Genomic DNA, 25,496 nt, shown 5'->3' on the forward strand with positions numbered 1-25,496 from the left:
ACCAGTTTGTCATTTCCCCGTTCGGGCTCAGTCCCCGTCAGGGGAGCTGTGTCGACTACTTGGAGCAGCATAATGACCACCATCATCAACGCAAAAATTGGCGAATCGAAAGGCGTTTCACGTGTTTTCATGGAAGGCCGTCACCTGCTGACAGCGGGTGTTCAGATTGGCAATAAATACTCGATTAAGTCTGACAAGGTTGCCCGACGTCTAGAGCTAATTGAGGTTCAATCCGGCTTCGCCGGAAAGTGCATCAGCGTATCAAAACGTGAGCGCAATGGGGTTGTTCATCCAGTAATCGACCTGCGTTCAGAGCAAATTCGTGAAGTCTTTGAAGATGATCATAAGGTCCGCGTTGCGATTCGTCGTGGCCGGATTGTGATCACTGCTTTGCAGATTCAAACCAAGATCCGCGAGCGCCTCAAGCGCATGAAAGAAAAGTTGGACCGTGGCCAGAAGCTCGCTGTATGTAGTCTTTTTCATGGCGGTGGGATCTTAGATGCCGCAGTGCACTCTGGCTTAATGCGGTCGGGTGTAGGCTCGTTCTTACAAGTCGGTGTTGAGCTAGAAAGCGAGTATCTCGACTGCTCAATGCGGAATAACACTGAAATTTGGACAGAGGATTCAATTGCGATCAACTCTGATGTTCGGGATGTGTATCTAAGTGAAAATACGCCGCAATGTGAGGTTTTGCTTGGAGGGATTCCGTGTATAGCAGCGTCAAAGAGCGGTAAGGTTAAAAATAAACTGACTTTTGCAGAGGAGCATGCTGACGCAGGCGCGCTTTTCGTGGACTATCTCAACTGGCTCCGTCATGTCAACCCTTGTATTGCGCTGATTGAAAATGTTGGGGAGTACGCAAATACAGCTTCCATGGCGGCTATCCGAAGTGTGTTTATCTACCTCGGATACAGAGTTCATGAAGCAGTCCTTGATGGATGGGACTACGGGACGCTGGAGCACCGGAAACGCTTGGTCGTTGTGGCAATAACTCCCGGTATTGGGGACTCTTTCTCGTTTGAAAATCTGAAGGTGAACAAGGTGAGAGAGACATGCATCAATGCAATACTTGATGACATTCCTCTCGACGACGAATCTTGGAAATCCTATGAATACTTGGCAACTAAGGAGAAAAGAGACAAGGCTGAAGGCAAGGGTTTCGCGAGGCAATTACTAACAGGAAATGAATCTGGTTGTGGCACGCTTGGGACGGGCTACAAGAAGGGCAGAAGTACCGAACCCTTCATATTGCATCCCGAAAATCCAGGACTCAGCAGGCTCTTTACTAAAGCGGAACATGAAAGGCTCAAAGGCATTCCTGCAGGGTTAACCGATGGGGTTTCTGAAACGATTGGTCATGAAATATGTGGTCAGAGCGTCTGCTTTCCTAAGTTTGTTTCAGTGGGTGAGGAAATAGGGCGGGCACTCATGTCATCCCGCAATAACGTGGTTAACTTTCCGTCGCGATCAGCTCAAGCCAGCATGGACGAGGCGGTTTGCGCGGAACCCGAGAAATTCCAAACTGGATCACTGGCTTTACTGATCTGATTGGTGAGGTGCCGCCTTAAACGCTACTCAAACCCGGTTCGCTTAGGCGAATCGGGTTTTTCTTTGCTCGATGAAATTGTTTCAGGCGCTTGATGCCGTCAACCTAATTTGCTATACATTAGTCACTAGTTTTCCCAGAGAGGGGGCGAACATGAAATCGATGACTTTTACTTCTGAATTTCTGAGTGCTGCAAAACAGGCTCCGCGCATCTATTTTGCGCCTCTGGTGGGTGCTTATAAAGCCATCAAGGCTGAAATGGCCAAGGCCGGCGGAGGCGACCGCTCAACCAAGACCACCCCCAAGCACTGACCTTCACAAAGAACCCGCCGATCGAGCGGGTTTTTTGTGCCTGTGGTTTACTGGTTTCTGTGAAGCATCCCCTTGGAGCAAGTTAACTTTCAGGGGGCCATCATGCTTCTCGCAATCAACGATCCTGCAGTTCAATCCGCTTTGATAAATGCATTTGCAGCTGTCACCAGTACTGTCCTGGCTGCTGCCTCGGCCGCTCTGATCGGAAAGAAATTTTCGGACCGAAAAAAACTGGAGCAGTCCTTGGAGCTGTGTCAGAAGGACGTCGAATTCTTACTCCAGGTGGAGGCAGAGCATGTCGAGCTCCACAAGGAGCGGGGTGACAAATCCAACAAGCTGAAGGTCCGTGAGAGAGTTAGGGATCTCGGCTTCTCGTTCTCAGGCAAATTCACACCAGGTCGGCTGCGGCAGGCCCGGCAGAGCTGATCGAGATGTGTCCACCCATCAACCCAGCCAGGCTATGCCTGGCTTTTTTGTGCCTGCCGATTACAGACCCGCGTTACGCATCTCCAGGGGCTAGGTCTACCGCAAGAAGGCCTATGGGATTTCTCAACGACCGCCCCAGGTCCTTTCAGGAGTAACAGATGTCCAAAACGCACAAAAAACCTTGGTGGAGCCCGATCGCTCACTTCGGAGCCCATGGCTTCGTCGGTACTATCATCTTCTTGATCATCATGGTGCCAGCAGTCTTGCTCAACCATTTGGTCCAATACTTGGCTAAGTTTGGGATAAGCGATTTCACCTTGCTAATTCTCGGGCTTCTCGAACATGCCATTGTGCTTGTAGATGCTGGTCTTTTCTTCGTCTTTATTTGCATTGGGGCAGCCCGGGCAATCAAGGAGTTTGCTGAATGAATCAATCATTTGGGTCTGAGTTCGCTAACGCTGCAAGGCAGGCACCACGAATCTTCTTCGCGCCATTGATGGGGGCTGTAGCTGCCATCAAAGATGAGTTCAGGCGCGTGAAGTACGGTGCAGACCAAAACAGCAAGCCGCTGCAATCCAAATAAACGCTCAGCAGAGCTACCTATAAAGTAACGCTAAATCCGACCCACCATCCTAGATGGTGGGTCTTTTTTTTGGTTCTGATTTTCGGTGCCGCCGTGTCCTCCCAGGCGCTGCTTGCGGGCAATGAGCGGCAAGAGGCTGGAAGATTTGCACCGACTCTATAGCCGTATGCGTACGCGTTATGTATTCTTGTACCTGGTAATTTCTTGGAACCGATAGGAGCGTTCAATTTGGCCAACACACTCGAATTCGAGGTCGGCGCCGGCTACGAGGTGGCCAACCCACCCAAGCTTGCTGTTGGTGACGATCAGCACCACCAGCTCTCTCGTTTTTTCACTGTGCTGGCCACCGACGAGCACGGGGTGTCGGTGTATGACGGGTGGTACGGTGAGGGTTTTTCGAGCTTGCATCTCCCGCATGATGTCCTTGCGCAGCTTGACGTGACGAGGCTGCCGTCCCGAGGTGAGGCCGGAGCTGCGGACTTGGCCAACGCTATCGCTACCTCAGCCGCCGCTGCCATCGAGCGCCGTGACCAGGTGAAGGAGCACGGTGCTGCTGAGCAAAGCGTGCACGCCTCGCAACGATTCTTCGTGCAGTTCTTCTCCGGCCAGATCAGGGGGCTCGCCTCCAAAGGGCTGATAAACCCAGACCTTGCAGTTCAGATGATCAGCCTGTCGACCGGGGTGGAGCTTACTGTCGGTGAATAGTCGAGGGCGATTCTTCTCTCTGCGCATCGCTATAGCTGCCGTTGCCACTGTCTGCGCTGTTGCTGCTGTCGGCCTGATCCTGTTCAAACCTTGGGCCCAGCGTGGCTTCGAGGTAGCAGCAGCTAAGCCGGTGGGGCGGTACTGCCTGATCAAGCCAGGTGAGCACCGGACCCATTGCGAGGGCGAGGATACCGGCCCCAGGGACCCAGTATTAGCAGCCATCAAAACCATGTCTCAACAAGGGGGGCGGCCGTGATGCCACCTCTCGCCAGTCAAATCGTACTACCTGTTCTGTATCCAACCCAACCTGAGGAACCGCTATGACAATCACTACCGACATGCTCGCTCGTATCGCCGTTGTGGTGCTGGCCGTAATCATTTCGATCGCTATCAACCGCCGCAAAGCTCTTTTCACTGTGAAAAACGCCTCTGGCCCTGAGCAGGTCCAGGCCATTCAGGGCTTTGCTGACCGTTCGCTGCGCGATGTCAATATCCTGATCTGGCTGTGCTCGGCCCTCTGCGCAGCCGCACTGGCCGTGTGTTTCTACTCGATCTTCATCCCGCTGTAAGCCTGTCCTGGTCGATGGCCAAGGCCTCGGTTCATATCTGTGAACTGAGGCCTTTTTTGTGGCGGCATCATGACATCGAATGGCTAGAAGTATTTTGATTCATCCAGTATTATGCGTACGTGTTATAAATCAAATCTAGGAGCTTGAGATGCAGCAAATCCAATTCTGGGCCATGCGGACGTTGAACATTGTTGGCCAAGTGCCGGCAGCCTTAGCACTCGCGGCTTTCGTGTTTGTGTGGGCAAAGATTGGCCACATCACCCCCACACTCGCTTTCGTGCTGATCGCGGTCCTGGTGATGGCAGTGCTCTTCGTACAGCTGATGAAAATGGCCGATCGTAAAAAAGCCAAAGCTGAGCAGGCTCGTGCTGGCGCCGGTCTGCGCTGAGCTGCACCATGTCTGCCAGCCTGACGCAAATCACTCGGTGCCGTCCGTATGTGCGAAGCCTGATCGATACCGGCTTCTACAGCGAGATTCCGATGCATCGCGGGGTGGTTGAGCGCGTGGAGCTCGCAGGTGGCTATACCGTGGAGCTGAGCCTTTCAGGGGATGTATTTGATGGCTCTGCGGTGTGTGAAGTGCGACTGGTTACAGCCTGGCTCCTATTGAAGTCAGAGGCTGTTCCGGTCGCTATCCTGGACGGGGTTTTGTTGTCCAGTGGAGAGGGGAAGCGATACTCCTTGGCTGATGCTTGCGATCTGGTCAGCGAGGCCGTCCAGGCGCTGGTTCACGAGCTGGTCAGGACCTGCCATCAGGACTTCGGCGCTGTGCTGGAAGCTGGCAGCGTCTTTGTTATAACCCGGCTGGAAGTTCGCGATAAATTCAGGTCGTCAGAGCTGAGTCAGTCTATCGTCGAAGTTTCATGTACCTGGCTTCGTTCGAAATGCCGGTTGGCGCTTCTTACCCTGCAGCCGTTTCCTCTCCAATACGAAAATACTGCACCCGTTCTAGGCAGCCGGCATTACGAGCCATACTGGCGAGCCCTTAGTGCGGACGTGGAAAAGCTCTCTTCATATTACAGCTATCACTTTGATTGTATCGCTGCGTCACTTGAGTCAACTCTGTTGATCAAGCCGCTGAGCGGATACAAATGCGCGCTAAGCCGGGCAGGGTGGTCGTTCATAGCCGCGGAGTAAACATGCTCGCTACACAGAAGCAGCCTAAAGGCGTGAAGTACAATATCCAACTCCTCATGAACGGATGGGTGGTTGCAGCGCTCTTGTGGACGGTTGGATCCTTAATTGAATTCCTCCTGGAGAAGTTCAAAGTCACCCCTGCCTACAGCTACGGCTTCTGGGTCAAGGTGGTTGGCTGGGCAGTGGGCGGTATCTTTTTTGCTCTGTTCATAAGCCGCTTGGCTATCTATCGTTACCATAAAAAGATGGGCAAATACTTATGAGCCTGTTTTTGATCGGAGTTGGCTTGACCGTAGCTGCTCCGGCGCTCTGTCGCAAAAAGTATCAGGCCCACGGGCCAGCCTGGATTTACTCCCTAGGGTGCGCCGCCGCGGTGCTCGGCCCCTACATTTTGCTTTGCACATTTTTGGACATGGCGACATTGCTCGCGACTGCAGCAGTCCTTGGCCTGCCGTTCTGGGTCTATGAACGGTATCGGGGAGCTAGGGGCCGGCATCACTACACGCAAGGCGTGGTGGCCTTTCTGGTGGAGTTGACGCCTGTTGCCGTTTTCCTGCTCCTATTCCGATCCTTTGTCGCCGAACCATACCTTGTTCCGTCGTCATCGATGCGCCCCACGCTTGGGGTGGGGAGTGTCGTTGTAGTCGATAAGTTCACCTACGGGATGAGATTGCCATTCGTTCCGAAGCCAATCACGCAAGGTCGACCCCCGAAATTTGGCGATGTTCTGGTTTTCCGATTCCCACTCGATCCGTCTAAGCCTTACATCAAGCGTGTGGTGGGAGTGCCAGGTGACCACATCACTTATCAAGGCGGTGTATTGGCCATTAATAATGTACCGGCGGTACATGTGGGCGAGAAGCCATATGCTTACGAAGATGAAGCTAGCGGGAAGCTCAAGCAGGTCGATTATGCGCTGGAGAATATTCACGACTTACAAATCGGCACGATCAAAGACCCTGGTATCAGTGACTTTGGTGTAAGTACTGATTTTCCTGCTATTCCCGGTTGTGAGAGAAATCTGTCAGGCTTGGCATGTACTGTTCCTGCCGATTCTTATTTCGTACTGGGTGACAATCGACCCAATAGCCTGGACAGCCGTTACTGGGGGTTTGTCACGGATAAGGAAATCATAGGTCGTGCCATTTTTGATCTTGATTTCACTAGCGGCAAATTGGATATAAGCCGAGTAACTCGCTGATTCGCAACCAAGGAGCGCCTGTCATGGACCGACGCAAGAATACAACGCCGTGTTTCTCATTACCTGCTTGTAAGGCAACGCAAGGCCTTGCACCCACCTTTCAGGAGAGAAACGCATGAACTTCCATAACACAGCAATCAAATACGCCCAACTCGCAGCAGCTGCAGTCGATTCCCGCGGTCACCTGCTGCACCAGGTGGGATCGTACCCTGCAGGAACGGTACGTGACGCTGAGCTCGCTGAGCTTGAGCAAGCGTATCGATCGACAGTCATCGCCGAGGTGGTGAGCTCCAGTGAACTGAAGGCCACGGCCCACGTCGTGTTGTCCCAGGACGACGAGGAGTCTGGTGCGGATGCAGAGGTGATCGGTATCTGCTTTGACTCCGCTTCGGCAGAAGGTCTTGCCGACGAGGCTGCATCCGAAATGGCTAAACGCATCAATCAGTTGCTGGCCAATGACATGGGCGCCGATTTCGAACCTGTTTCGGTCACGCAGACTGGCCAGGAGCGTATCGTCTCCAATTCCGATGTCGGTATTCTGGGTGCTATACGCATCAAGACTGCTTCGGTAAGCATCGAGGGCAACGGTTTCGGACTGCATACCGTTACCTCGCCAATCATCCCGCATGGGATGGCCAGTTTGTAAACCAGCTGTATGCCCGGGCCAAGTGCCCGGGTTTTTTTTGCGCTCGGAAGTATGGGTTCCATGGGGTCGCACGTGGCGTTGTGCTGATCTATGCTCATCCAGTATTATCAGTACACGTTACGTATCGATAGGGCTCTAGTCATGGATAGCCGTTCCTCACACTCTCTGATCATTCGCGTCGTGGTTGCTCTTGTCGTCGTAGTCATGGGCCTGCTGGCTACCATGGCTGTTGGCGCCGGCCTGGTGGAGATCTCCCCCAAGCTGATTTTCAAGGGAGTATTCCTTTGCCTTGTCGGTGGAGCGCTGCTCCTCATCATTCGCGCCTACGTGGCCGCTCCTGTGGAGCTGGATGACCAGGCTGCTGCAGATGCTAACGGAAGCAAATAGATGTTCGACCTTCATGAAGGGGGCAGCAGTCCCGAAGCGTCAGCCAATATGAGCTCTCGCAATCTCTTTTTCGAATCGGCGGATAGCGGTTTGAGCAATGTTGCCTGGGCCCAGCTGATGGACCAGTTCCGCGACGAGCAGGGCTGGGCGGATACCCGGCTTAGCAAAGAAATTGGCATCAGCATCTCCATGATCCGCCAATGCCGAGTGCACATGCGCCCCTTGCCGCCTCCAGCGCGCATACGCACGCTGGGCGCGATGGGTGTGGAGGTGACCTTGTCGACTCTGCTCGCAGCATTGCCAGAGCCAATTCGAGAGGCAGTGGAGGCGGCCAATCAACAGTCACAGGTGGTCCGCGAGACATTGGTGTATGGTTTCTTCGATCGCCTGGACGCCGGCGGATCACCAGACCTGGTCAGTGCCTTCTTCGATGGTTTGGCAGCGATCTCGGGGCTGAGTGACAGTGAGCAAGCGTCCCGTATCGGCCTGTCCCTGGAGGATTTCATTCAGATCCGCACAGGGCGTAGACCCATCCCGTTTCGTGTCAAGATGGCTATCTCTGGTGCCTACACGTCCAAGGAGCTTGGTCCCCTGATCCTATCGCTGCTGCCGGCGGCCTAGGAAAGGGGAATTTTCACAGCATTCGCTAACGCCAATATTATACATACGTGTTATGCTTCGGAAAGATTCTGGCGGTTGTCGCCGGTGCATTTTCTGGAGGTGTCTATGGCGGCTCACATTACTGCTCCAACCAAGTGCCTTTGTGGGCATGTTGATCTGTTCAGCTTTTCCTCTCCGGGGATGGGCGGGCGCCGGCAGGATCGCCTCTACGCCAATAGCACTCTCTGCGGGGATTGTAGCGCCCATATCCGCGACCTGGTGAAGCCCCAAGCAAAGGGCTTCTATCAGATCAGCTTGCCCCAGCTGGTGGGCCACACTCGTGCAGTTTCCTGGGCCAATTCGCTCCGCCTGGGCCATATACGCTCTCTCGGTCCGATCATGGCTCACCTGAAGGGCAGGACTGATCCAGTGGCGGTTGCGGCGCTGGCCGTCTTCGAGATGCTCTTCAAGATCACTGATGCTCAGTACTGGATCGGTGGCAAGGAGCACGCATTTGGCGCTGGCCACTGGGTGGTTTCGGAGATCGAGCATTTGATGCGCAAGCGTGACCTTTCCATGCACGAGAACTCCCGATCAGCCTATTGCTACTGGAAGGCAATCAATCCCGCAGTCATCCACCAAGCCCGGCAGGAAGCGTCTGCGCTTCTGTCATCGACTCCAGTGTCGACGGGTGAATCGCCGGCAGTCCAACCATTCCAAGCACAACCCCCAGCGGACAGCACTTCGGTGTTCCTCTGATCGGTGCCTCAGGTGAATTCGTGCAAGTAGAGAACTCAATAGCGCACCAAGACTCAGGAGCGTTTCCAGGGCCAGCTCCATCCGACACCCCTTGCTGCGCGGTAGTAAGGGGGGCGGTTCAATGCGCTGGATATGGCTTCCTGGCGAGCCAGGGGGCCATTATTGGCCATAACGAGATGACCCCTTGCCCTGCATGCAATACCGTGTTGTTTCTGGCCAACGCGAAGAACCAGGCCTCTGCGCCTGCAGGCGCAGCCGGCAGCGACATGGCAACAGAACAGATCTGGCTGGATGCGCTCCGGGTAGCTCATCGGGAGAACCCCGGTGGCGTGCACGCGGCCTTGGAAGAGGTCGGTGAGGTGCAAGTCCGGGTACTGGTGCCTGATCGATCGGCCGTTGTTGTTCGTATTTACAACGCCCCCTACCAGCTCAGTGAGACAGAGCTCGATGATGCGGCCGTCGACGCCATCGCGCTCAGCATGAAGGTGAAGATGGCCAGGAGCCGGGCGAAAGGCCGTGCTGGCTGGAATGAAGGCGATACATGCCCTGCTGATTTCCTATCGAGAGAACTGCGCGAGCACGTCGAGAAAGGAGACCCGCTCGATGTCGCTATCTACGCGATGATGTTGCACCTACGCGGGGAGGTCATCTCTCCAGCAGATTGCGCCACTCACGCATCAACCCAAAACGACCCTGTTTGAGTAAGCCCCCATGATCAGACTGACAAAACTGGCCATCTTCGCCATCGCGGCATTCGGCGCTTGCAGTGCCTCTGCTGTCGAGCTTGTGCTTTCTTCCAATGCCAATGAAATCCCTCAGGACCTGGTCAAGGAGACGATTTCATCCCACTTGCCAGAGCAGATTGTGAAGTTGGATGGCGGCTACAAGCTTTACGCCTACCTGGAAACGGCCGACTATCAACCAGGTGAGCGGCTTTTCAGCTATTCGGTGCAGCTCCACAAGCGCGTGGTGGAGGCTGGCACAGGCAAGGTCTACTGGGTTAGCACAGGCGGCGTCAGGGGCCACGGTGTAGCCGTTTCTCAGGATACGATCCTCGGCAACCTAGGAAGTGACCTCGTGGCTGGCGCCAGTTCATTCAAGCTCGATCAGATGTAATGCCAGGTGTAGGTTCACAAAATAGATGACATACCAGGCCCCGTTTTGATCGGCGCCTGGTCATTTTTTTTGTGAAGCGGGGCGGCGTTTCACAGAAAAGTTCACTCCTACCCATCGGCCACAGCTGTTGACCATCCTTGCAAGAGCCTGGGTGCCCATGCGCTTCCACTGCCGGCCGTATCAGCAGTACTCCAGCTGCACCCCGAAAATAGGTCATCCGTAGGGGAAACCCTGGCAGCTCATTCTTTCAGCGTGACAATTAAATCCAAGGCGATACTATGCGTGTACGCGTACGCGTTATGTATCAAATATGCCTATTGATGCTGTCAGCGTTGGAGCCCGATATGACTGCGAAACGACCATTGCTTTTGTCTCTGTCAGGGGTGCTCTCACTGTCCCTGGTCTCAGCCGACTCGTTCAGTTTAAATCTTGTGCCAGACCCTCCTTCGAGCGAACTGCCTACGTACCTGGCTGCATCCGCGGGGGCCCTTTTCCTCCTCGGTGCTTGGTACTGGTTCAACCGGTCCAGAACCACGGCACAAGTGGCAGAACTGCGGATCCAGCGCCAGCTTCAGGCGCTTGAGAAACTGGAGACCCAGGTTGGCCGAGCGGAACAAGTACTGTCCTTGAAGTGTGAATACATGACGCACCAGGTGCGCACTGAGCTTCAAGATGCCCTGTACGCCATCACTACAGACACCATCCGGAACATGGGTGGGCTGCGCCGGCGGGAACTCATGACCGACAAGCAGTTCCGCAAATTGATGGCGCGGTCTGATGAGTTTTTCAAAAGCCTGGAGAAAGCGCAGGCCAGTGAGGTCACGATAAATCTGGACGATGATGTGCCACTACTCATGCCAGATCGGGGCAATCCTCTACCAAAGCCGGTACCTCAAAAGCGTCCTGATGCCCCCCTGACACTTCAAGCTCCTACGGCAACTGCGGCAGCGAGTATCCCGATTCCGGTGAAGCCGCGGCCGAAGGGCGCCAATGCTGACGCAGGGGAGTCGGATGGGGTGCCGGCACTGGCGGTTACGTCAGCTCTCGTTCTGGGTGGTGGTCTGCTCTCCAGCAATGGGCTGTTCCTGGGTGATGATGATGCCCAAGAGTCAGATCAGAACGACTCCCTGGATGATTGAGGCTTATGGATACCTCCACGTCCGCACCTGGCATCGAAGTATCGGCTGTCAGGCGCATCGCTGACTCCAGCATGCAGGGCATTACCCGGGACAACCGCCCATCGAAGCCTTCTGATGCCGGCTGGCGCGTTCGACTGATGAAGGATGGGAAGTTTGTCGCCGATCGCCATTTTCGCGACTTGGCCTACCACGGCCGTTCCCGCGCAAAGCGAGCAGCGCAATGCTATCGCGACGACATGGCCACTGAGCACCAGATCCAGTTCACCCAAACCGTGCACACTGATCTTGCCCTCCAGCGCCATGCAGCAGGCCTGACTCAGGCAGCTATAGCCTCGATGCTGTCCGTGTCACCCGGGCTGGTATCGAAATGGGAGAAAGGGGGCCATATACCGGCTGCAGCTCGATCGCTCTTCCAAGCTGCAGTGCAAGGTGAGCTGGTCGGCGACGCACCGAGCCTGGCCGGTGCAGACATCAGGCGCATCAGGGCCGAGGTTCTAGGGTGGACACAAACACAACTGGCCGATGCACTGGGATGGGCGTACGCCGCAGTAGGCTATTGGGAAAGAGGGCAGCGGCGGATTCCAGGTTGGGTCCAGGTGTACATGCAGGCGATCGATGAGGGCCGTGTCAGTGGCAAGCAGTATTGAGGTTGGTAGCACTTCAACAATTGACGGAGCGATCAGCCGGTGGCGGCAGGTGAGGCCTTTGCACCTTCGCCTCCCGATCGTCTTTTCAGATGGTACTCAATTGGCCCGCTTCGCAGTCGACTGCGGCCAATGCCGGCGTAGTTTGAACGGAGAGTTGGTGAGGGGGGAGGTCACACCTCAGCCGGGCGATCGCTTCGAGCTGGCTGGGCTTGCTGCCTGTGAGGCATGCGCATCGTTCACTCGATTCACGATCATGTGCACGGGCTCATCCGGTTCGGTGCAGCTTGAGTGGTCAGCTTTCGGGGAAATGAAGCGGCACGAGGTGCATACAACTTGGAGGACGAGGTTGAAGGCCATTTTCCGGTAGGCAAAAAAAAGCCCCTACATCGAGTGTAGGGGCAGCCTGGAAGGCATGGTTATTCCTCAGTGTCTTTGAGGTCGAGCTGTTGCTCAGTAGACGGGTTCACGTTCAGTTTTTCCTCTTCCTCTTCCGCCAGGCGGAATTGCTGCAGGATCTCCTCAAGCTTCTGTTGATTCTCCGGGCTCAACTGCGAATAGCCCTTATCCTGTCTAATGTTTTCGATGGCTGTTTTCATCGTTGGAGCTGCTTGGGTAATTGCCTTCTTGATGACCTTGCCTGGAACAAACCTTGGCCTGAGCTTTTCGGTTTTGCCGCCTGCAGCAGCTGAGCGGGCAAGGCCTTGCTCGATCACTTGCAGAGCTTTGGGGCCATGCTCTTGAAGGATCTGAACAGCCAGCGTGAAGGAAACCACTCCGTCGCGGACGTAGTTCCTGATCTCGATAGGTCCGTTGATCATCAAGAGGTAGTCCGAAACCTGGGCGGGCCAGAGATTCAGTTTTTTGGCGATCGCGGAATGGTCATCGGGATGGAAGCGGGTCATGCGTTTGCAAACAACTGCTGTTGCATATGGGCTAAGCGGTGAACCATTGTTGCTGAGCACAAGGTCTGCAGTCATGTCCTCTTCGGAACAATCATCTGCAGCAATGATGCAAGGGACGGTCGGGATGCTTTCACCTTCGGCGACCAATTCCATCGTGGCTTCAAGACGCTGATGGCCACGCTTCAGACAAATTGACTGCTCTCCATTCTCATCGCGACGGATGATGACCGAGAGAGCCGAGTCTTTCTTGAATCCGTTGTCCTTGATGGATTGCTTCAGTTTCTGAACGTTGGCCAAGTAGTCAGCATTTCGCTCTCTTACGTTGTACCCCGGGATGACCTGGATAGTACCTGGCGCTATGTTCCAGAGGTCGCCTGCGGTGAACCGCTTCTTGCCATCACCCTTTTCCATCGCTTTTTTGATGTTGCCAGTGGTGATGATCATGCGGAAATCCAGATCCAACTGGTGTTCGCTGCTGCTGTTTTCGACGGTTGTGGTCATGGCGGTGCCCTCCTGAAGGGTCAGAAATCGTTGAACTTGCTAAGAGAGATGACTGACACCTGCGCATAACCCAGATTTGCCGACACCAGCCATTCGGACAGGGTATCTATCTGTCCGGCGCGGCAATATTACATAACGCGTACGCATACGCGCTAGGTATTATTTAGTGTATTTTGTCCTTCGACTACCCAGATTGTCGAGCGCTGCCCAGCATCGAGGTGCCCCGAGGCAGTGACTCCGTCGACGAGGGATAGCTTGATGCCGACTGAGCTGCGGACGGCTGCTTCCAGTTGGTCAAAGCCGGGCTCAGCCTGGTAGGGTGACATGGCCACCGCGATTGCCCCCGTCACCATCAACAACTCGCAACCAGCACTACGGGTGTTTGCTCCGACGCGTGTAATAGTCAGGTCTCGAATTCCACCATCGGTAATCGCGAGCCCCAGAGCTTCAGGACCTTGCTCGATGACGCACAGAGCCGCAGTGACCAAGCCTCCCAGTTCAGCGGTTGACCGGCTAGCGTCGACCGAAATGATTTTCCGGAATGTAGCGGTGAACCCTGGCCAGGTGTCAGGAGGGGACATCTTCCCGTGTTTTGATGACCAGACTGGATGATGGCTGACCAAGACCCTTGTCACGTCATGGTCGAGGCTGTCCGCAAACGACCAGTGCTGGTCGGCGCCCTCACGAACCTTCGCAACTTGCCACTGGGAGCGGAACGCCCACAGCTCAAGGGAGGACGATTCGTCGATCTGGTAGAAATCACATTTGCTTTGAGCGTGGGTCAGCGCTGGCGCCATCACGGCATCACCATGCCATTCGAACTGATCGAGGTTTTTCAGTCTCTGATTCCCGTGCCAATACGAAAGCTCGACAGTGACCTGGGAGAACCACTTAACCGCTGAGGTGCTGCCGGCCGGCAGGTGGGCGGGAGAAGAAATGCCTTGCTGGGGCTGGCTCGTGAGCATGGTTGATCCTTCATGGTTTTAGCGCGTGAATAATACATGAACACATACGCCGTCTGTATCTAAAAGCAATAACTGCATTTGATCGACGAAAAAAAACCGCCTCGAAAGGCGGTTTGGGTGTGTTCAGCTTGTAGCAGCGGGTGCTGCTGGCGGTGGCAAGAGCTCCTCAACGGTTGCCCCCGCCAGAGCAGCTTTCACCATGCTGTTGATGACGTCGGCGGTAGTGCCTGGCTCTGCTCGTTGGATGCAGGTGCTGTATGAGAACAGCAGTTGCTCACCGATCAGGGGGATGCCGTTCTCGACGGGTTCTTTCTCGTGATCGAAGGTCCCGCAACCATCACCGATCTTCAGCTTAAGGGCTGCAGAGTTTGCACAATAGGCCGGGTCGCAGATGCCGCGAACGTCAAAGCGGATGCAGAAAGCTTCTGCAAATGCGCGGATTCTCGGCGGTACGTTGTAGCTCTGGAAGGCCTCCTCGAAGAAGCCTGGGCGCACAGCTGGGAGCCGTGAGGTGCAGTCGAGGGAAGTAGTGGTCATGAGTCATCTCCTGGTGGGTTGAACTTGCACCAGGAGATGAAGAGCAGAGTTCTGTAATTCTAGAGGGCGAGGGTGATAGCAATTATGGTCGCCAACCCTACGCCCATGAGGAGCCGCCTGTTCCTGTCATCAAAGTAGATACCGCGGCGGTTCAAGAAATACTCGACGATCGTCCACCCGTCCATTGGAGGCAGGGGGATGATGTTAGTCGCCGCCAGGAGGATCGAGCCCTGGGCCGCGACAAGCGTCGGCCAGTTCGGCGTGACGTAGTTAATCCCGAAGAACAGCAGGCCGGTCGCCAGTGAGATGAGAGGGCCGCCCGCAGCGATGATCGCCCGGCGGTCTGAGGGCGCCTTTTCATAGTCGGAGCTGACCACATATGCCCACAGCGGAATCAGACCAATTTCATGAATGATCCCGGATTTTCGGAACGAGAAAAGCTTGTATCCACCAATAATGAGTTTGTCTGGCTTGATACCAAACCGCTGCATCGGTATTAGATGCCCGGCTTCGTGGATCAAGAGCAAGAACACCAGCATCAGCCAAATGACGAAAAAGGCGATGGCGAACATCCCGATGGTTACCAGTGCGTCAGGCAGCATGGTTTTCATTCCTAGAACATGATGCAGTAATTCTTTAGCAAAGCTTCAAAACCTTCAAGTCAATATCCGGATATTTGTCCTGGCCTGTGTACTGCGCAGTACAACTACAATACAGGTCCGTGTGCGTCATTACAGATAGTTATGAAACTACTGTGGTGAACGTATGAATACCTGTTTTCAGCTTGCGGCTTACGCTCGATCTCAATGGGCGTTAGCCGTACTACTCATGAAATCGCCGGAAACCACTCAACTAGCAGCCAATGCATTTCAAGATGCAAAGGATGCTGCCTGGGGATATGGCTGGGGGGCGTCTGAAACCCCTCATGCACTCCTGTCTGATATCCCGGAACTCTTAAACGCTTTCAATGAAGGCAAAACTGCGCTTCAGCAAGATATGAAGCTCGCTGGCTAACTCTAATTAATCAAGGAAACTAAACATGAGCGACACCAAAGTAAGAGTTAATCAACCTGCCGTTGACCTTTACGCTGTTACTCTGAACTGGGTTCAGGAGGATGAAGGTACCTACAGTGATTATGTGCATGCTACCAGCCACGCTGAAGCCTGCGTCAAAGTAGCTGAGGCTATGGCTGATCAGCGTGGTTACGTTGATGAAAATGAAACGCCTGTGCAAAAGCGAGAATGGATCAATTGTCGTGCCTGGGACCAGGTAGACTGCCACTTGGTAAAAGAGAGTTTGGAGGCAGATTTGGTCGCTTTGTTTGGCGACGAACTGTTCCCTGATGGAGTTAAGCGCTCCCTCAACTTGGAAGCCTTGCGTGTGCTGCTCGTTGAGCATCGCAACAGCCTGCTCCCTCCCGCTGAAGTTCCAGCAGTTGAACAGCTGGCCTTCCACTCCGTTGACTCGGGTTTCTGCCGGGTCTATTACAAACGGCCGAAGGGCACTCTGTGCTGCTTCCAGCTCGATACACGTAACACCTTCAAGCTCTACCACTGTTCACGTGATGGTGAGCCAGAGCATGCAATCAGTCTCCAGAACAAGGCGGTAATCGCCTTGCCTGAGGACAATGGCTGCTCTCTGGTAACCAGCTTCCGCGCTTGGTGGGAGCAACAGAACAAGCAGCCTGCTGCCTAACACCAATGATCCCCGGCCACTCTTCGGAGTGGCTTTTTTTTGCCTGCCGATAACCGCCCACAAACAAAAACGCCCCACTACTGAGTGGGGCGCTTGGTGTACCAGTTTCCGATTAGAAACCGACCGACAGGGACAGCGTAGCGACGTCCGAGGCAACGGCTTTGTCGCTGCCGAAGCGGTGGCCGTAGGTGATGCCCACGCGGGAGGCCTTGAACGGGCCGGCAACCTGCAGGCCAACGCCCACTTCGTTCCAGCGCTCAGTGGTGTCTTGCTTCATGTCGAAGCGCGACACACCCATCACATCACCGGTCAGATCGTCTTGCGAGTTGTTCAGGCGGCTGACGTGCTTGATGTTCGCCGAGACGATGGCCTTATTTGCCAGGTTCATGCTGGCATCCAGGCCCGCGGTACCGTAGATGTTTTCTTCGGTCCGCTTATCGAAGTGCGCCGGGAAGGAGCCGCTGGTCTCGGTGTAGCTATCCAGCTTGGTGTTGAGGTAGTCCAAGCCCAGGAAAGGCATGACAGCGATGTTGTCCTGCAGGATGAAGACGTAGCCGACCTGGCCGGATACGGCACGCTGGCTGACATCGGCCTTGCCTTTCGACTCGACGTCGCCGGCACCGGTTTTGTAAGAGCGCTTGATGGTGGCATCGCCTTCGGAAACAGCCACGGCGCCCCGGGCGAATACGCCTTTGCGCAGACGGTTACCGTACTCGACGAAAGCACCGATCGTGTTGGTATCACCCTCGACGCGGTCATCGTTGATCTTGAGCGAGGTGCTCGGGCCTTGGTAGCCGATGCCGGCAACCAGGTCAGGAGTCAGTCGATATGCAGCGGTAACACCGCCGTACACGTTGTCACCGTGGACAGTACCCGAGTGATGAGTCATCTGGCTGCTGACGCTGACACAGATGCCGCTGGTGTCGAATGTCGAGCAGGACAGTTGGTCCTGGACGAAGCCTTGCAGCTGATTCTGCATGGCTTGCGCGTACAGGGTCGCATTCTGCAACGAGTCGCCGAGGTCCAGCAAACCGATCACGCCAGTCGGTGGAGTGGTAGCCTCAGCGCCACCCGCGCCAGTGCCAGTTCCACCGGTACCACCAGTACCCGTGTCAGTGCCCCCAGTGCCACCGGTACCCGCACCGGTTTCGGTACCACCGGCGCCGGTGCCCGTGCCTGCATCGCTGCCGCCAGTAGAAGTGTCCCCTGCATTGGAGGAGCCACCGGTGCTTGGCGGCGTTGGGTCAGTAACAGGCGGGGTGACGACGGGAGGGGTCACCTCTGGAATGGTCTCTTCAGGCGGAGTGGTTACCACCGGTGGGGTAGTGACCACAGGCTCGGAGATTGGGCCGTAGGAACGCGCTACGAACGGCTGCGAGCGACCATTCAGGAAGCCCAGGCCGAAGACGGTGTTGCCATCTGCAGATACCGCAGTGGCGGAGTTCAGGGTGTTGTTGGCCAGGAGAGTGTAGGAAGGGTCGTTATCCTGCAGCCATTCGACCAGCGACTGCATGCCGGTCTCAGCGGTCCAGCGGAAGCCGGAGAAGACAGTGCCAGTGGTGTCCGCGATACCGACGACCACGGCGCCGTTGGCGGAGACGCCTTCAGCCTTGGACAGGGTACCGTCGGCCAGCAAGCCCAAGCCCTTCATGCCGGACAGCTCGGACCAGATCATAGCTTCGCTCAGGGCGAGCGAAGAGTCACTCGCACCGACGATGTAAGTGCCATCGGCACTGGTCGCCGTGGCGATGGATTGCGTACCACCCTCCAAGGTGCCGAGGCTCTCGGCGCTACCGCCGCCCACCCATCGAGTGGCGATATCACCATTGCCGGCGCCGTTCTGTGCGTACCCCACCACCACCTTGCCGTCAGCGCTGATGCCCATGGCGTAGCTGTAGGTGCCGTCGTTCAGGTAGCCCAGCTGAGTCACAGCGCCAGCCAGGTCCCAGGTTACTGCCGATCGGTTGCCGGTCAGACCGTCGTCGGCAGAACCGGCGATGACGCTGCCATCAGCCGAAACGGCGCGTGCTTCAGCTTCGGCACCGCCGTTCAGGAAGTCCAGCTTGTGAATGCCGGCGTTGTTCCAGTACACGGCGGTTTCGTTGTCCGTGACGCTGTCGACAGAGCTACCGACGATGACGTCAGCTTCGTTCGACACAGCGTAGGCGGCGGCATTGGTCCCAAGGCTGGCCAGCAGTTGCTTGCCACCCAGCAATGTCCACTTGAAGGCCTCGGTAGTTTCGGTGCTCGGGTTGAACTGGGCGCCAACCAGGGTGGAGCCATCACCAGAGCCGCCGATGTGCGAATCATAGGTGGTACTGGAGGAGCCCAGCGTTGGTGCGTAGACATCAATGCCGGCGTAAGCGGCATGCGCAGTGCCAGCGTTCATGGCCAGTGCGATGGAGGCGACAAGCAGGGAGAGACGTGGCTTGAAGGGGGTTGCATTGTTGTGCATGGGCTGATTCGTCCTGACCTTGTTAGGTGATATCAATTGGATGGCCGGATAATACTGTCAGGATTGAAAGCAAATCAATAGAAATATACATACGTGTTATGGATTGTTGAGTGCTCTTGGAAAGGGCCGCGATTGTTTTGCATGCCTGTGTTGCGCATCTCCCGTCACCAGGTCTTCGCAAGAGACCGTCATTCCCTGTGGAGAAACGTCATGCTGCAAATCCCTAAAGCGCTGCTCGAAAAACGCATCACCAAAGAAACCCTTCACCGCTCTGGCAAGCGATTGCTCAAAGAGATCGCCGGCCGTTTGAAGCTTCCAGAAACGAGCTACGAAATTCGGTCGTGTAAAGGCGGGAACGCAGTCATGGGGGAGGTGATCCTGCACAGCGATCATCTCTATCTGATGGTTCATCTAGGTTCAGATCGAGTGCTCAAAGTGCTCTACCGATCCTGTGAGGGCCGAAAGGACTATTCAGGCGGAATGAACCGTTATGAGTCGGTCTCTGAGTTGGCCAGCACCACTGCGGCTGAGCGATTCATCGCAAAACTGGACACCCTTAATGAGCTGGGCAAGCGCCAGCAACAGCAACAGCACAACCAAGCCGCTTGATCGAGAGGTTCCTATGTCTTCAGTTCTGAAGGAATTCCCGGAAGCCTTTGCCACCCGCATCAACAAGATTCTGGAAATGCCTGATCCGGTTCCTGGAAATCGCGAGAATGGCTGGTTCGCTGGATACGGGTGCCGATGGTGCAAGTTTTCGAAAGCTTGGTTCACCGTCTTGCCGTTTGAAATGCAGCCGGTAGCCGAAACTGTGGCGAGTATGTTCAAGAATGCAGGACTGCAAGATGTGACCATCACTCTTGAAGCCGGCGTGACGCAGGCTGAAGGAGGCAAGGGTTACCAGGTCTCTGCTCGAATCTAAACCGCTGTACCGCCGCTCCCTATGGGGCGGCTTTTTTTTGCCTGTCGTTACAGCTGGCTGTGCTTCATCTCAGACCAAGATGACTACCCAAAGAGGCGCAGCACCATGGACGTAATTGCAAACAACGCAGCTGATACCAAAGAAATGGTCATGACCGAGGTCCTGCCGAATGGCGAGGAACTCAAGCGGCCGTATTCACCGTCGGAGATGGCTTTCATGTTCAACGACGTGGAGATTCGCAACCCCTACTTTTCACCGTGCGGAACAACTGTTGTTGACCCCGTACAGGCGTATGGCTTCGAGGTTTATCACACCGGAGGCGGTTGCATGGCTTTGCGGAAGGAGTTCTGCAACGGTCAATACCTGCTTCTTTCGATCGAGGTGTCCATCGCTGAACCTGAGGAGTGGGATGAGTGCACATTGGGCCTGTATGACGCCGATGGCGATGAGAAAGCCTACTGTGAGCTCCGTGATGTTCCATATGCACAAGTCGACCTGACCGGGCATCTTGATGCCCCAGTGCGCTTGTTGTGCCCGTGCTGTGGTGCTCGTACCACAGGTCGGCAATGGGGCAATCAAGATGCTGGTCACGGTCTGTGCAGTGATTGCATCGAGAAGGTGCTGGCCAAGATGACGGCAGAAGAGTTTTCCAAACGCTACGGGCTCCAGGGAGTTCACTTCGGTCTGTCGCAGTGCGCTCCCTCTGCTCAGTTGCTCGATGAGCTCGCTCAAAAGAAACTGCTGGCGCAAGAAGAGCCGGATCAGCAGGCAGTGGACTCGAACGCTCTCAAGGACCGGTACCGTTCATGGGCGCTGGACAACATCGCCAATGATGATCTGCAGGTCAATGAAGATGCCCAGGTAACGCTGTGTGAAGATGGCGCATTTGTCGCAACCTGGACATGGGTGCCGCGTGATTCCATTCCGGACGTTGCTGATCCGGAAGAGTCCGCTGATTAACGCTACGCAACCGCTCCCTAACCGGAGCGGTTTTTTTATGCCCAGGCGCCGGCCGGCGTTGTAGGTCGCTGTGATGCATCCCAATGCATACGACCAACCTCTCTGGAGATTGCCCATGGCAAGCAAACTAGCACGCGCGGTACCACCCACCATCAAGCCACTGGCAGAAGCACTGTGTGATGGCCACCGGTATCCGCCGGCGGAGATGTTTCGATTTTTCCTAGGGGCAGTGATGGAGCTTTGGGGGTTTCAGCCCTGGTATCCCATACCTGATGATGTCCGCGGTAAAATAGGACGAGTTATCACGCTGTACGATCAGGCGGTGGCCAATGAAGAACCGTTCAAGGACATTTTAGGCCCACTCTACGAAGAGCTGGCCAGCCATGGCGGCAAGCAAATGCTGGGGCAGTTCTTCACGCCCTGGTCATTGGCAAGCCTGATGGTCAGGATGAGCGATGGTGACATCGACCTGCCTCGCGCCGGTGATCTCAAAGCTTACTCAGATCCGGCTTGTGGCAGTGGAGTTATGCTGTTGGCAAAAGCAAACTACCTGCTCGAAACGAAAGGTCCTGGGGAGCTCCAGCAATGGCTTTTTCACGCATGCGATATCGATGGCATTTGCGCTCGCATGGTTGCGATTCAGCTGGCCGCGAATTGTGCCATTCATAGAGTCGAAATCGGGGAGATCATAGTGCTCCTTGGTGATACGCTCAGCTCGGACCCCAAGCAGCAGATCTTGCACGCAACCTCTCCGACGCTGATGCGTTCACGTCAAAATTCAATTCCGAAACTTGAGGTCGCCTCATGAAACGCTGGTACACGATCGCCGCGGCTTTAGCCTTCCAGGTGCTACCGCATGCGGCAAGTGCTTCGGAGGCTTCAGATGCTGTTCTGTCGGTTGCTGCCTCAAAAATGTCCACCGTAGCTCGCATCAACGGCGCCACACGGCCGGTCATCTACGTGGGTAAATTTGAAGGCTGCGACTCGGTCTCGATTCAAAATGCCCCCGGGCGCTTTGAGCACTTCCGTGTATGCGGTAACCAGGTCAGTGCTCGCAACACCGTGTCACCCAGTTGGACCGAAGACGATGGCGCCGGGGATGTTCTCCGCGCAGTGGTCGATAATGCGGTTCTGTTCGGCGCTGCATCGCAAGTGGACCCCAACGGTTACCTGATCGCAGCACGTGCTCTGGGACCTTCCCAGCGCTCGTGCAGCAACGTGGAGGTCATCTTGAGTTACGAAGGTGACCTGGTCGACAGGGCCTTGAAGAGCATCTGCTCTCATCGCCGTTAACCCCCATCAAACCCCGTCCTAGCGACGGGGTTTTCTTTTTGGCGTCATTCAGTGGGGCAACGCCGCATTGCGGGGCGTCTCAGTCCTTGGGGTCCTCGGTTCATGTTGGCTGTGATGCATCTCCCTTCACTAGACCAACACACCTGAGGGTATCGCTATGAATTCGTCCAGCACCGCAAAGGCCTATATCGTTGAAACCCGCGCCACCAACGGCGCAGAAGATACGCCAGAATTTGCATCCTTCAGCATCGATCTGGCTGCAACTCAACGCATCATCAATCTAGCTCGACTGGTTAAAGAGAATGGGCTTCACAAAGTGGAGACGTTTGACAGCACTGCTTCATTCCATCAGTACGCTCCTGGCACTGAAGAGGCGGAGGAGATCGGCTGCGACAACGATGTGTTACTGAAGGCCGGCTGTCTAAATGTGGATGCGTCCAGCTTCTGGTTCTCGGGATTCATCAGACATTCTGACGTCGAGGTTGTCAGCGCACGTCAGCCGATCGCTGAACTGCAGAGTCACTTCCACTTGGCCGGAGGCACAACTGAACTTGAAGCTGGCGGTGAACGGCAGTATCTCGTTACTTGGAGTGCTGATGTTGAGGTTGAGGGGGATCACCATGCGGCAGCCCAGGCCGTCGCAGACCGGTACTTCCGCAGCCACATTGCCGCCGGTGAACAGGACAGCGCGTGCACCTTCGTGGTGACCGCAAAATCTGACCAAAAGCCAGTAGAGATCGATCTCTCGACTTGTCACTCCGGTGAACAAATCTTGGAGTCGGCATGACTGCTGCACTTCAGGCTTTAGCGCCAGCTTGATGCTCGCGCTCCAAACGCTGCACATGACCCGGTCACTAGACCGGGTTTTTTTTCGCCTGGGACCAGTGCATGTGGACCGTACCGGGACCTGCCTGTTCAGATCTGTGATTTAGCGGCGGCATAACCATCGAGTGGATATTCAGGCCAGCCGCTGGGAGGACAGAAGCCCTGCCGACGTTCCTGCTCGGCGAACTTGGCGTGCCACTCGTTGCCCTGATCGAAGACCCAACCTGTAAGCCCGGTATCTGGGAATTGATCATAGGTGAGGTCGATAATGAACCCGTCGACCTCGAACCAGGCGTGAGACTGCTCCCTTTTTAGGTTCGGATGGTCTTCAGCCCACACATACACACCATCAGCACCGAGTTGTTCTTTGATGAGTCGACCTAGGATGTCCGAGGCAGGACCGCAGGTTCCTCGCGGAAAACCATTGAAGGTAGAACCGGGTTTGTCGACAAGAAGCAACAGCCCGCGGCGGGTTGATTCGGCTATTGCCTCAAGAGCTGCGCGGTCGATCTTCGCTTTTGCTTGCATGGGTTGAGTCTCGAAGGAGGGCAGTGTTCGAGGCCCCATTTTTGGACCTTGATGATACGTCGTCAATGAGGTGCACCGCCGGCAGTCGGGCTGTACATGATACGATTGTGCCATCCATAAAGTGCGGGCACGGTTGTCGTTTGATGAGTGGGTTGTATCAGAAATTCAGGAGAGCAATCTGCAGATTGCGCGGCCATCCTGGGCGTATCGTGACACGGGAGTATTCTGGCGAGGTGGTGAGGATCGCCAAGCGATGCCCCCTCTGCAAAACAGAGAAGATCATCTACCGGTTTCAATGAGCCTGGCGCTCGTTCGCTAGCGTCTACCTCAACATCCCAAGCCATGGGATCTCCTCGATTGGTGCTGTTCCAGTTGCCTGTGATGCATATCCCAGAACTAGACCAACACCTATGGGGAGCACCATGAGCCTTATCATCGAAACTCTGCAGAATCGCGTCAATAACGCCACAGGCCCGGAGCGGGAACAGCTGCAGGATGAGCTGAACATTGCGCTGATCAATCATGAAATGGGCGAGCTCCGTCGACTAGAGGGTGGCACACGCTACTGCCTCCATACTCGTGAGCATCAGCCTGCACTCAACATGCTTCGACGTGGAATGCGGCGCTGCGACGTGGTCACCCACTACGCCTACAAGGTGCCTGTTAAGCGCCAGATTGCGGCCGGGAAGGGGTGCTGAAATGGCTGTATCCAAGACTGAGCAGGAAATGCGGGAAACGGTGGCCAGGCGTGGCTTCTGGCATGTCACCGGTAAGAGAGCCTTCGACCTGACTAAGCGTTTGGAGGAGCTCGGCAAGCTCGATGGACTGACGGCCAGCTATGGGTGTCACAACGCCAACGGGGTCTTCTTCAAAAACCAGTGGAACTGCCCTCGGCCGAAGCTGGTTTACGAAGTGGTGGTCCGCGCTTGTGAGCCTGCTATCGCTCCCAGGCCCTCTGTATCCTAAAGCTACACCCAACCCGGCCACGTGCCGGGTTTTTTTCGGTGCCCCGGGAGTGTGCCCGATCAGACAAAATTGGTGAGTTTCGTGGTTCATGTGACTCATCCCCCTGGACTTGATCAACGTTCTAAGGGGACACACTCATGCTCGCAACACTTGAACTGACTGATGGAATGATGGTGATGGTCCAGACTGGTCGCCAGGGGCTGACCGGCATCCGGTGGTCGACCCCATTCGTTGATCGCCTGAACATCGAAACAGATCGTGAGGGAGTCACCTCTGGGCTTTCACTCAAGCAGACCAGCTTCGCTGAGTTCGATCCGCGCTATCACCGCGATGGGCGAAATCAGTTTGTCGCGAAGGATCACGCGCTTCGGATCGTGAGCGGTAGCCTGGAAGAACACCAGCAACGCTTTGAAGCCACGGTCGACCAGCTCTTAGCTGATGGCACATTGAAACGTAGTGAACTCCCTGCATTTGAAGATCTGCTCACGGCGATGACCGCCCTGGCAGCCTCAGAAGAGGTCTGCTTCGACCGGTTTATCGACTTCCACAGATACCGTCGGTTCTCCGACTTCCTGTGTGATTGGCAGGCGGAGAAAGGGAAAGCTGCAGGGGAGAGAGCATTGGATCTCGCCCACCAAAAGCCGGCCCTCGAAATCGCATTCAGCACGCTTGTTGAGTTCGGGATTTTTGGTGAGATGGAACCAGCTGGTCGACTGTGATCACGAAGGGGGATCCATCAATGTCGCATTACCAGGAGCAGAAGGTTGCTGAACTGAAACGCTTGGGCTGGTCTGAAGTCGGAAAACGTCATCTGCCAGGCCCCGGCCGGACACCAGCGAAGCAGGTGTATGAGCTGTCATGTCTGCAGGGAAAACTTCAGGTCTTCGTCTACCCGGCGGAACTGATCTACCAGACCGCTTAACGCTACACCCACGCCCGACCTAGTCGGGCTTTTTTTTTGGGTGCGCCAGGCATGGCGCGTTGCGCGTAGCGCAACCCGCTTGGTTGTGGTGGCCAAAGCGGGTGACTTGGAGGTGAAAGTCCTCTACACACCCGGCAAGGGGAAGTGTTAGCCAGAGGCAAGGGTGTCGTGGGCGACCGCGAATCTGAAGGAAGCCCGAGGCAAACTGCTGGCCTGACGAACAGGAAGCGGATAGAGGCGGCACAGCGGGG

At 55.5% G+C, this 25,496-nt stretch carries 37 protein-coding genes; 31 read left to right on the plus strand and 6 right to left on the minus strand.

Annotated features, from left to right (window positions below; all coding sequences use genetic code 11):
* Window positions 1–72: 72 nt before the first annotated feature.
* The 19 genes from L6D80_RS19825 (at window position 73) to L6D80_RS19915 (ending at window position 11,773) form a co-directional block, all read left to right on the plus strand.
* Window positions 73–1,548 (plus strand): DNA cytosine methyltransferase, encoded by a 1,476-nt coding sequence (locus L6D80_RS19825; RefSeq protein ID WP_054925959.1) that lies wholly within the window; start codon window positions 73–75, stop codon window positions 1,546–1,548.
* Between the two features lie 151 nt (window positions 1,549–1,699).
* Entirely contained in the window at window positions 1,700–1,858 is a 159-nt protein-coding gene (locus L6D80_RS19830) for a hypothetical protein (RefSeq protein WP_156342200.1), read from the plus strand.
* A 102-nt stretch (window positions 1,859–1,960) separates the two neighbouring features.
* Window positions 1,961–2,284, plus strand: a complete 324-nt coding sequence (locus L6D80_RS19835; protein WP_041925835.1) for a hypothetical protein — start codon at window positions 1,961–1,963, stop codon at window positions 2,282–2,284.
* 158 nt (window positions 2,285–2,442) lie between these two features.
* Window positions 2,443–2,712 carry a hypothetical protein gene (locus L6D80_RS19840; protein ID WP_023383712.1) on the plus strand — a complete coding sequence of 90 codons (270 nt, stop codon included), beginning with the start codon at window positions 2,443–2,445 and terminating at the stop codon, window positions 2,710–2,712.
* Window positions 2,709–2,867 carry a hypothetical protein gene (locus L6D80_RS19845; protein WP_023383713.1) on the plus strand — a complete coding sequence of 53 codons (159 nt, stop codon included), beginning with the start codon at window positions 2,709–2,711 and terminating at the stop codon, window positions 2,865–2,867. Before L6D80_RS19840 ends, L6D80_RS19845 begins: the two co-directional genes overlap by 4 nt.
* A gap of 228 nt (window positions 2,868–3,095) precedes the next feature.
* On the plus strand, window positions 3,096–3,572 hold the full coding sequence (locus tag L6D80_RS19850; RefSeq protein WP_023383714.1) for a hypothetical protein: 477 nt from the start codon (window positions 3,096–3,098) through the stop codon (window positions 3,570–3,572).
* 320 nt (window positions 3,573–3,892) lie between these two features.
* Window positions 3,893–4,141: a hypothetical protein gene (locus L6D80_RS19855; protein WP_023383715.1), complete on the plus strand. Its 249-nt coding sequence runs from the start codon at window positions 3,893–3,895 to the stop codon at window positions 4,139–4,141.
* 148 nt (window positions 4,142–4,289) lie between these two features.
* A complete protein-coding gene (locus L6D80_RS19860; RefSeq protein ID WP_023383716.1) occupies window positions 4,290–4,529 on the plus strand; it encodes a hypothetical protein in 240 nt (79 codons plus the stop codon).
* Between the two features lie 8 nt (window positions 4,530–4,537).
* Window positions 4,538–5,278: a hypothetical protein gene (locus L6D80_RS19865; RefSeq protein ID WP_023383717.1), complete on the plus strand. Its 741-nt coding sequence runs from the start codon at window positions 4,538–4,540 to the stop codon at window positions 5,276–5,278.
* 2 nt (window positions 5,279–5,280) lie between these two features.
* A complete protein-coding gene (locus tag L6D80_RS19870) occupies window positions 5,281–5,541 on the plus strand; it encodes a hypothetical protein (RefSeq protein ID WP_023383718.1) in 261 nt (86 codons plus the stop codon).
* Window positions 5,538–6,479, plus strand: a complete 942-nt coding sequence (lepB, locus tag L6D80_RS19875) for a signal peptidase I (protein WP_023383719.1) — start codon at window positions 5,538–5,540, stop codon at window positions 6,477–6,479. Before L6D80_RS19870 ends, lepB begins: the two co-directional genes overlap by 4 nt.
* Window positions 6,480–6,594: 115 nt before the next feature.
* On the plus strand, window positions 6,595–7,125 hold the full coding sequence (locus L6D80_RS19880; protein WP_023383720.1) for a hypothetical protein: 531 nt from the start codon (window positions 6,595–6,597) through the stop codon (window positions 7,123–7,125).
* A gap of 141 nt (window positions 7,126–7,266) precedes the next feature.
* The gene (locus tag L6D80_RS19885) at window positions 7,267–7,512 is read left to right on the plus strand and encodes a hypothetical protein (RefSeq protein ID WP_135002420.1); all 246 of its coding nucleotides are present in this window, start codon (window positions 7,267–7,269) and stop codon (window positions 7,510–7,512) included.
* On the plus strand, window positions 7,513–8,133 hold the full coding sequence (locus tag L6D80_RS19890) for a hypothetical protein (protein ID WP_054895178.1): 621 nt from the start codon (window positions 7,513–7,515) through the stop codon (window positions 8,131–8,133).
* 105 nt (window positions 8,134–8,238) lie between these two features.
* A complete protein-coding gene (locus tag L6D80_RS19895; protein WP_023383723.1) occupies window positions 8,239–8,871 on the plus strand; it encodes a hypothetical protein in 633 nt (210 codons plus the stop codon).
* Window positions 8,872–9,074: 203 nt separating this feature from the next.
* Complete coding sequence (locus tag L6D80_RS19900) at window positions 9,075–9,572, plus strand: hypothetical protein (RefSeq protein WP_054926275.1); 498 nt, start codon at window positions 9,075–9,077, stop codon at window positions 9,570–9,572.
* A 10-nt stretch (window positions 9,573–9,582) separates the two neighbouring features.
* A complete protein-coding gene (locus tag L6D80_RS19905) occupies window positions 9,583–9,987 on the plus strand; it encodes a hypothetical protein (RefSeq protein ID WP_023383725.1) in 405 nt (134 codons plus the stop codon).
* A gap of 344 nt (window positions 9,988–10,331) precedes the next feature.
* Window positions 10,332–11,126 carry a hypothetical protein gene (locus tag L6D80_RS19910; RefSeq protein ID WP_023383726.1) on the plus strand — a complete coding sequence of 265 codons (795 nt, stop codon included), beginning with the start codon at window positions 10,332–10,334 and terminating at the stop codon, window positions 11,124–11,126.
* 5 nt (window positions 11,127–11,131) lie between these two features.
* Window positions 11,132–11,773, plus strand: a complete 642-nt coding sequence (locus tag L6D80_RS19915; RefSeq protein ID WP_023383727.1) for a helix-turn-helix domain-containing protein — start codon at window positions 11,132–11,134, stop codon at window positions 11,771–11,773.
* Between the two features lie 416 nt (window positions 11,774–12,189).
* Here the strand turns inward: L6D80_RS19915 and L6D80_RS19920 are convergent, their stop codons facing one another.
* The 4 genes from L6D80_RS19920 to L6D80_RS19935 all read right to left on the minus strand — a co-directional run bounded on the left by L6D80_RS19920 (window position 12,190) and on the right by L6D80_RS19935 (window position 15,289).
* Window positions 12,190–13,176 (minus strand): ParB/RepB/Spo0J family partition protein, encoded by a 987-nt coding sequence (locus L6D80_RS19920; protein WP_023383728.1) that lies wholly within the window; start codon window positions 13,174–13,176, stop codon window positions 12,190–12,192.
* 152 nt (window positions 13,177–13,328) lie between these two features.
* On the minus strand, window positions 13,329–14,141 hold the full coding sequence (locus tag L6D80_RS19925; RefSeq protein ID WP_023383729.1) for a hypothetical protein: 813 nt from the start codon (window positions 14,139–14,141) through the stop codon (window positions 13,329–13,331).
* 123 nt (window positions 14,142–14,264) lie between these two features.
* Window positions 14,265–14,678, minus strand: coding sequence for a hypothetical protein (locus L6D80_RS19930; protein WP_023383730.1), 414 nt, complete (start codon window positions 14,676–14,678; stop codon window positions 14,265–14,267).
* A 59-nt stretch (window positions 14,679–14,737) separates the two neighbouring features.
* Complete coding sequence (locus L6D80_RS19935) at window positions 14,738–15,289, minus strand: site-2 protease family protein (RefSeq protein ID WP_224459413.1); 552 nt, start codon at window positions 15,287–15,289, stop codon at window positions 14,738–14,740.
* Between the two features lie 154 nt (window positions 15,290–15,443).
* On the opposite strand from L6D80_RS19935, the gene L6D80_RS19940 reads away from it, so the two are divergent.
* Both L6D80_RS19940 and L6D80_RS19945 read left to right on the plus strand, forming a co-directional pair.
* Entirely contained in the window at window positions 15,444–15,692 is a 249-nt protein-coding gene (locus L6D80_RS19940) for a hypothetical protein (protein WP_122227892.1), read from the plus strand.
* Between the two features lie 25 nt (window positions 15,693–15,717).
* Window positions 15,718–16,374: a hypothetical protein gene (locus tag L6D80_RS19945; protein WP_060495349.1), complete on the plus strand. Its 657-nt coding sequence runs from the start codon at window positions 15,718–15,720 to the stop codon at window positions 16,372–16,374.
* A gap of 112 nt (window positions 16,375–16,486) precedes the next feature.
* Here the strand turns inward: L6D80_RS19945 and L6D80_RS19950 are convergent, their stop codons facing one another.
* The gene (locus L6D80_RS19950) at window positions 16,487–18,829 is read right to left on the minus strand and encodes an autotransporter domain-containing protein (RefSeq protein WP_054895137.1); all 2,343 of its coding nucleotides are present in this window, start codon (window positions 18,827–18,829) and stop codon (window positions 16,487–16,489) included.
* 210 nt (window positions 18,830–19,039) lie between these two features.
* On the opposite strand from L6D80_RS19950, the gene L6D80_RS19955 reads away from it, so the two are divergent.
* From L6D80_RS19955 to L6D80_RS19980, 6 genes are all read left to right on the plus strand, one after another.
* A complete protein-coding gene (locus L6D80_RS19955; RefSeq protein ID WP_023383735.1) occupies window positions 19,040–19,438 on the plus strand; it encodes a hypothetical protein in 399 nt (132 codons plus the stop codon).
* 13 nt (window positions 19,439–19,451) lie between these two features.
* The gene (locus L6D80_RS19960; protein WP_023383736.1) at window positions 19,452–19,751 is read left to right on the plus strand and encodes a hypothetical protein; all 300 of its coding nucleotides are present in this window, start codon (window positions 19,452–19,454) and stop codon (window positions 19,749–19,751) included.
* A 105-nt stretch (window positions 19,752–19,856) separates the two neighbouring features.
* Window positions 19,857–20,711: a hypothetical protein gene (locus tag L6D80_RS19965; RefSeq protein WP_023383737.1), complete on the plus strand. Its 855-nt coding sequence runs from the start codon at window positions 19,857–19,859 to the stop codon at window positions 20,709–20,711.
* A 115-nt stretch (window positions 20,712–20,826) separates the two neighbouring features.
* Window positions 20,827–21,519: an N-6 DNA methylase gene (locus L6D80_RS19970; RefSeq protein ID WP_023383738.1), complete on the plus strand. Its 693-nt coding sequence runs from the start codon at window positions 20,827–20,829 to the stop codon at window positions 21,517–21,519.
* A complete protein-coding gene (locus L6D80_RS19975; RefSeq protein ID WP_023383739.1) occupies window positions 21,516–22,004 on the plus strand; it encodes a hypothetical protein in 489 nt (162 codons plus the stop codon). Before L6D80_RS19970 ends, L6D80_RS19975 begins: the two co-directional genes overlap by 4 nt.
* Before the next feature lie 157 nt (window positions 22,005–22,161).
* On the plus strand, window positions 22,162–22,791 hold the full coding sequence (locus tag L6D80_RS19980; RefSeq protein ID WP_224459415.1) for a hypothetical protein: 630 nt from the start codon (window positions 22,162–22,164) through the stop codon (window positions 22,789–22,791).
* A 128-nt stretch (window positions 22,792–22,919) separates the two neighbouring features.
* On the opposite strand, the gene L6D80_RS19985 is transcribed toward L6D80_RS19980, so the two are convergent.
* On the minus strand, window positions 22,920–23,357 hold the full coding sequence (locus tag L6D80_RS19985) for a hypothetical protein (RefSeq protein ID WP_023383741.1): 438 nt from the start codon (window positions 23,355–23,357) through the stop codon (window positions 22,920–22,922).
* Window positions 23,358–23,779: 422 nt separating this feature from the next.
* Here L6D80_RS19985 and L6D80_RS19990 point away from each other — a divergent pair, with 422 nt between their 5' ends.
* The 4 genes from L6D80_RS19990 (at window position 23,780) to L6D80_RS20005 (ending at window position 25,245) form a co-directional block, all read left to right on the plus strand.
* Window positions 23,780–24,055, plus strand: coding sequence for a hypothetical protein (locus L6D80_RS19990; protein ID WP_135002417.1), 276 nt, complete (start codon window positions 23,780–23,782; stop codon window positions 24,053–24,055).
* A 1-nt stretch (window position 24,056) separates the two neighbouring features.
* Window positions 24,057–24,323 (plus strand): hypothetical protein, encoded by a 267-nt coding sequence (locus L6D80_RS19995; RefSeq protein ID WP_023383743.1) that lies wholly within the window; start codon window positions 24,057–24,059, stop codon window positions 24,321–24,323.
* A gap of 137 nt (window positions 24,324–24,460) precedes the next feature.
* Window positions 24,461–25,042, plus strand: coding sequence for a hypothetical protein (locus L6D80_RS20000; RefSeq protein WP_054895136.1), 582 nt, complete (start codon window positions 24,461–24,463; stop codon window positions 25,040–25,042).
* Window positions 25,043–25,062: 20 nt separating this feature from the next.
* On the plus strand, window positions 25,063–25,245 hold the full coding sequence (locus L6D80_RS20005) for a hypothetical protein (protein WP_023383744.1): 183 nt from the start codon (window positions 25,063–25,065) through the stop codon (window positions 25,243–25,245).
* Window positions 25,246–25,496: the final 251 nt, after the last annotated feature.

This window comes from Pseudomonas ceruminis (assembly GCF_021602025.1).
In the GTDB taxonomy this organism is placed as follows: domain Bacteria; phylum Pseudomonadota; class Gammaproteobacteria; order Pseudomonadales; family Pseudomonadaceae; genus Aquipseudomonas; species Aquipseudomonas ceruminis.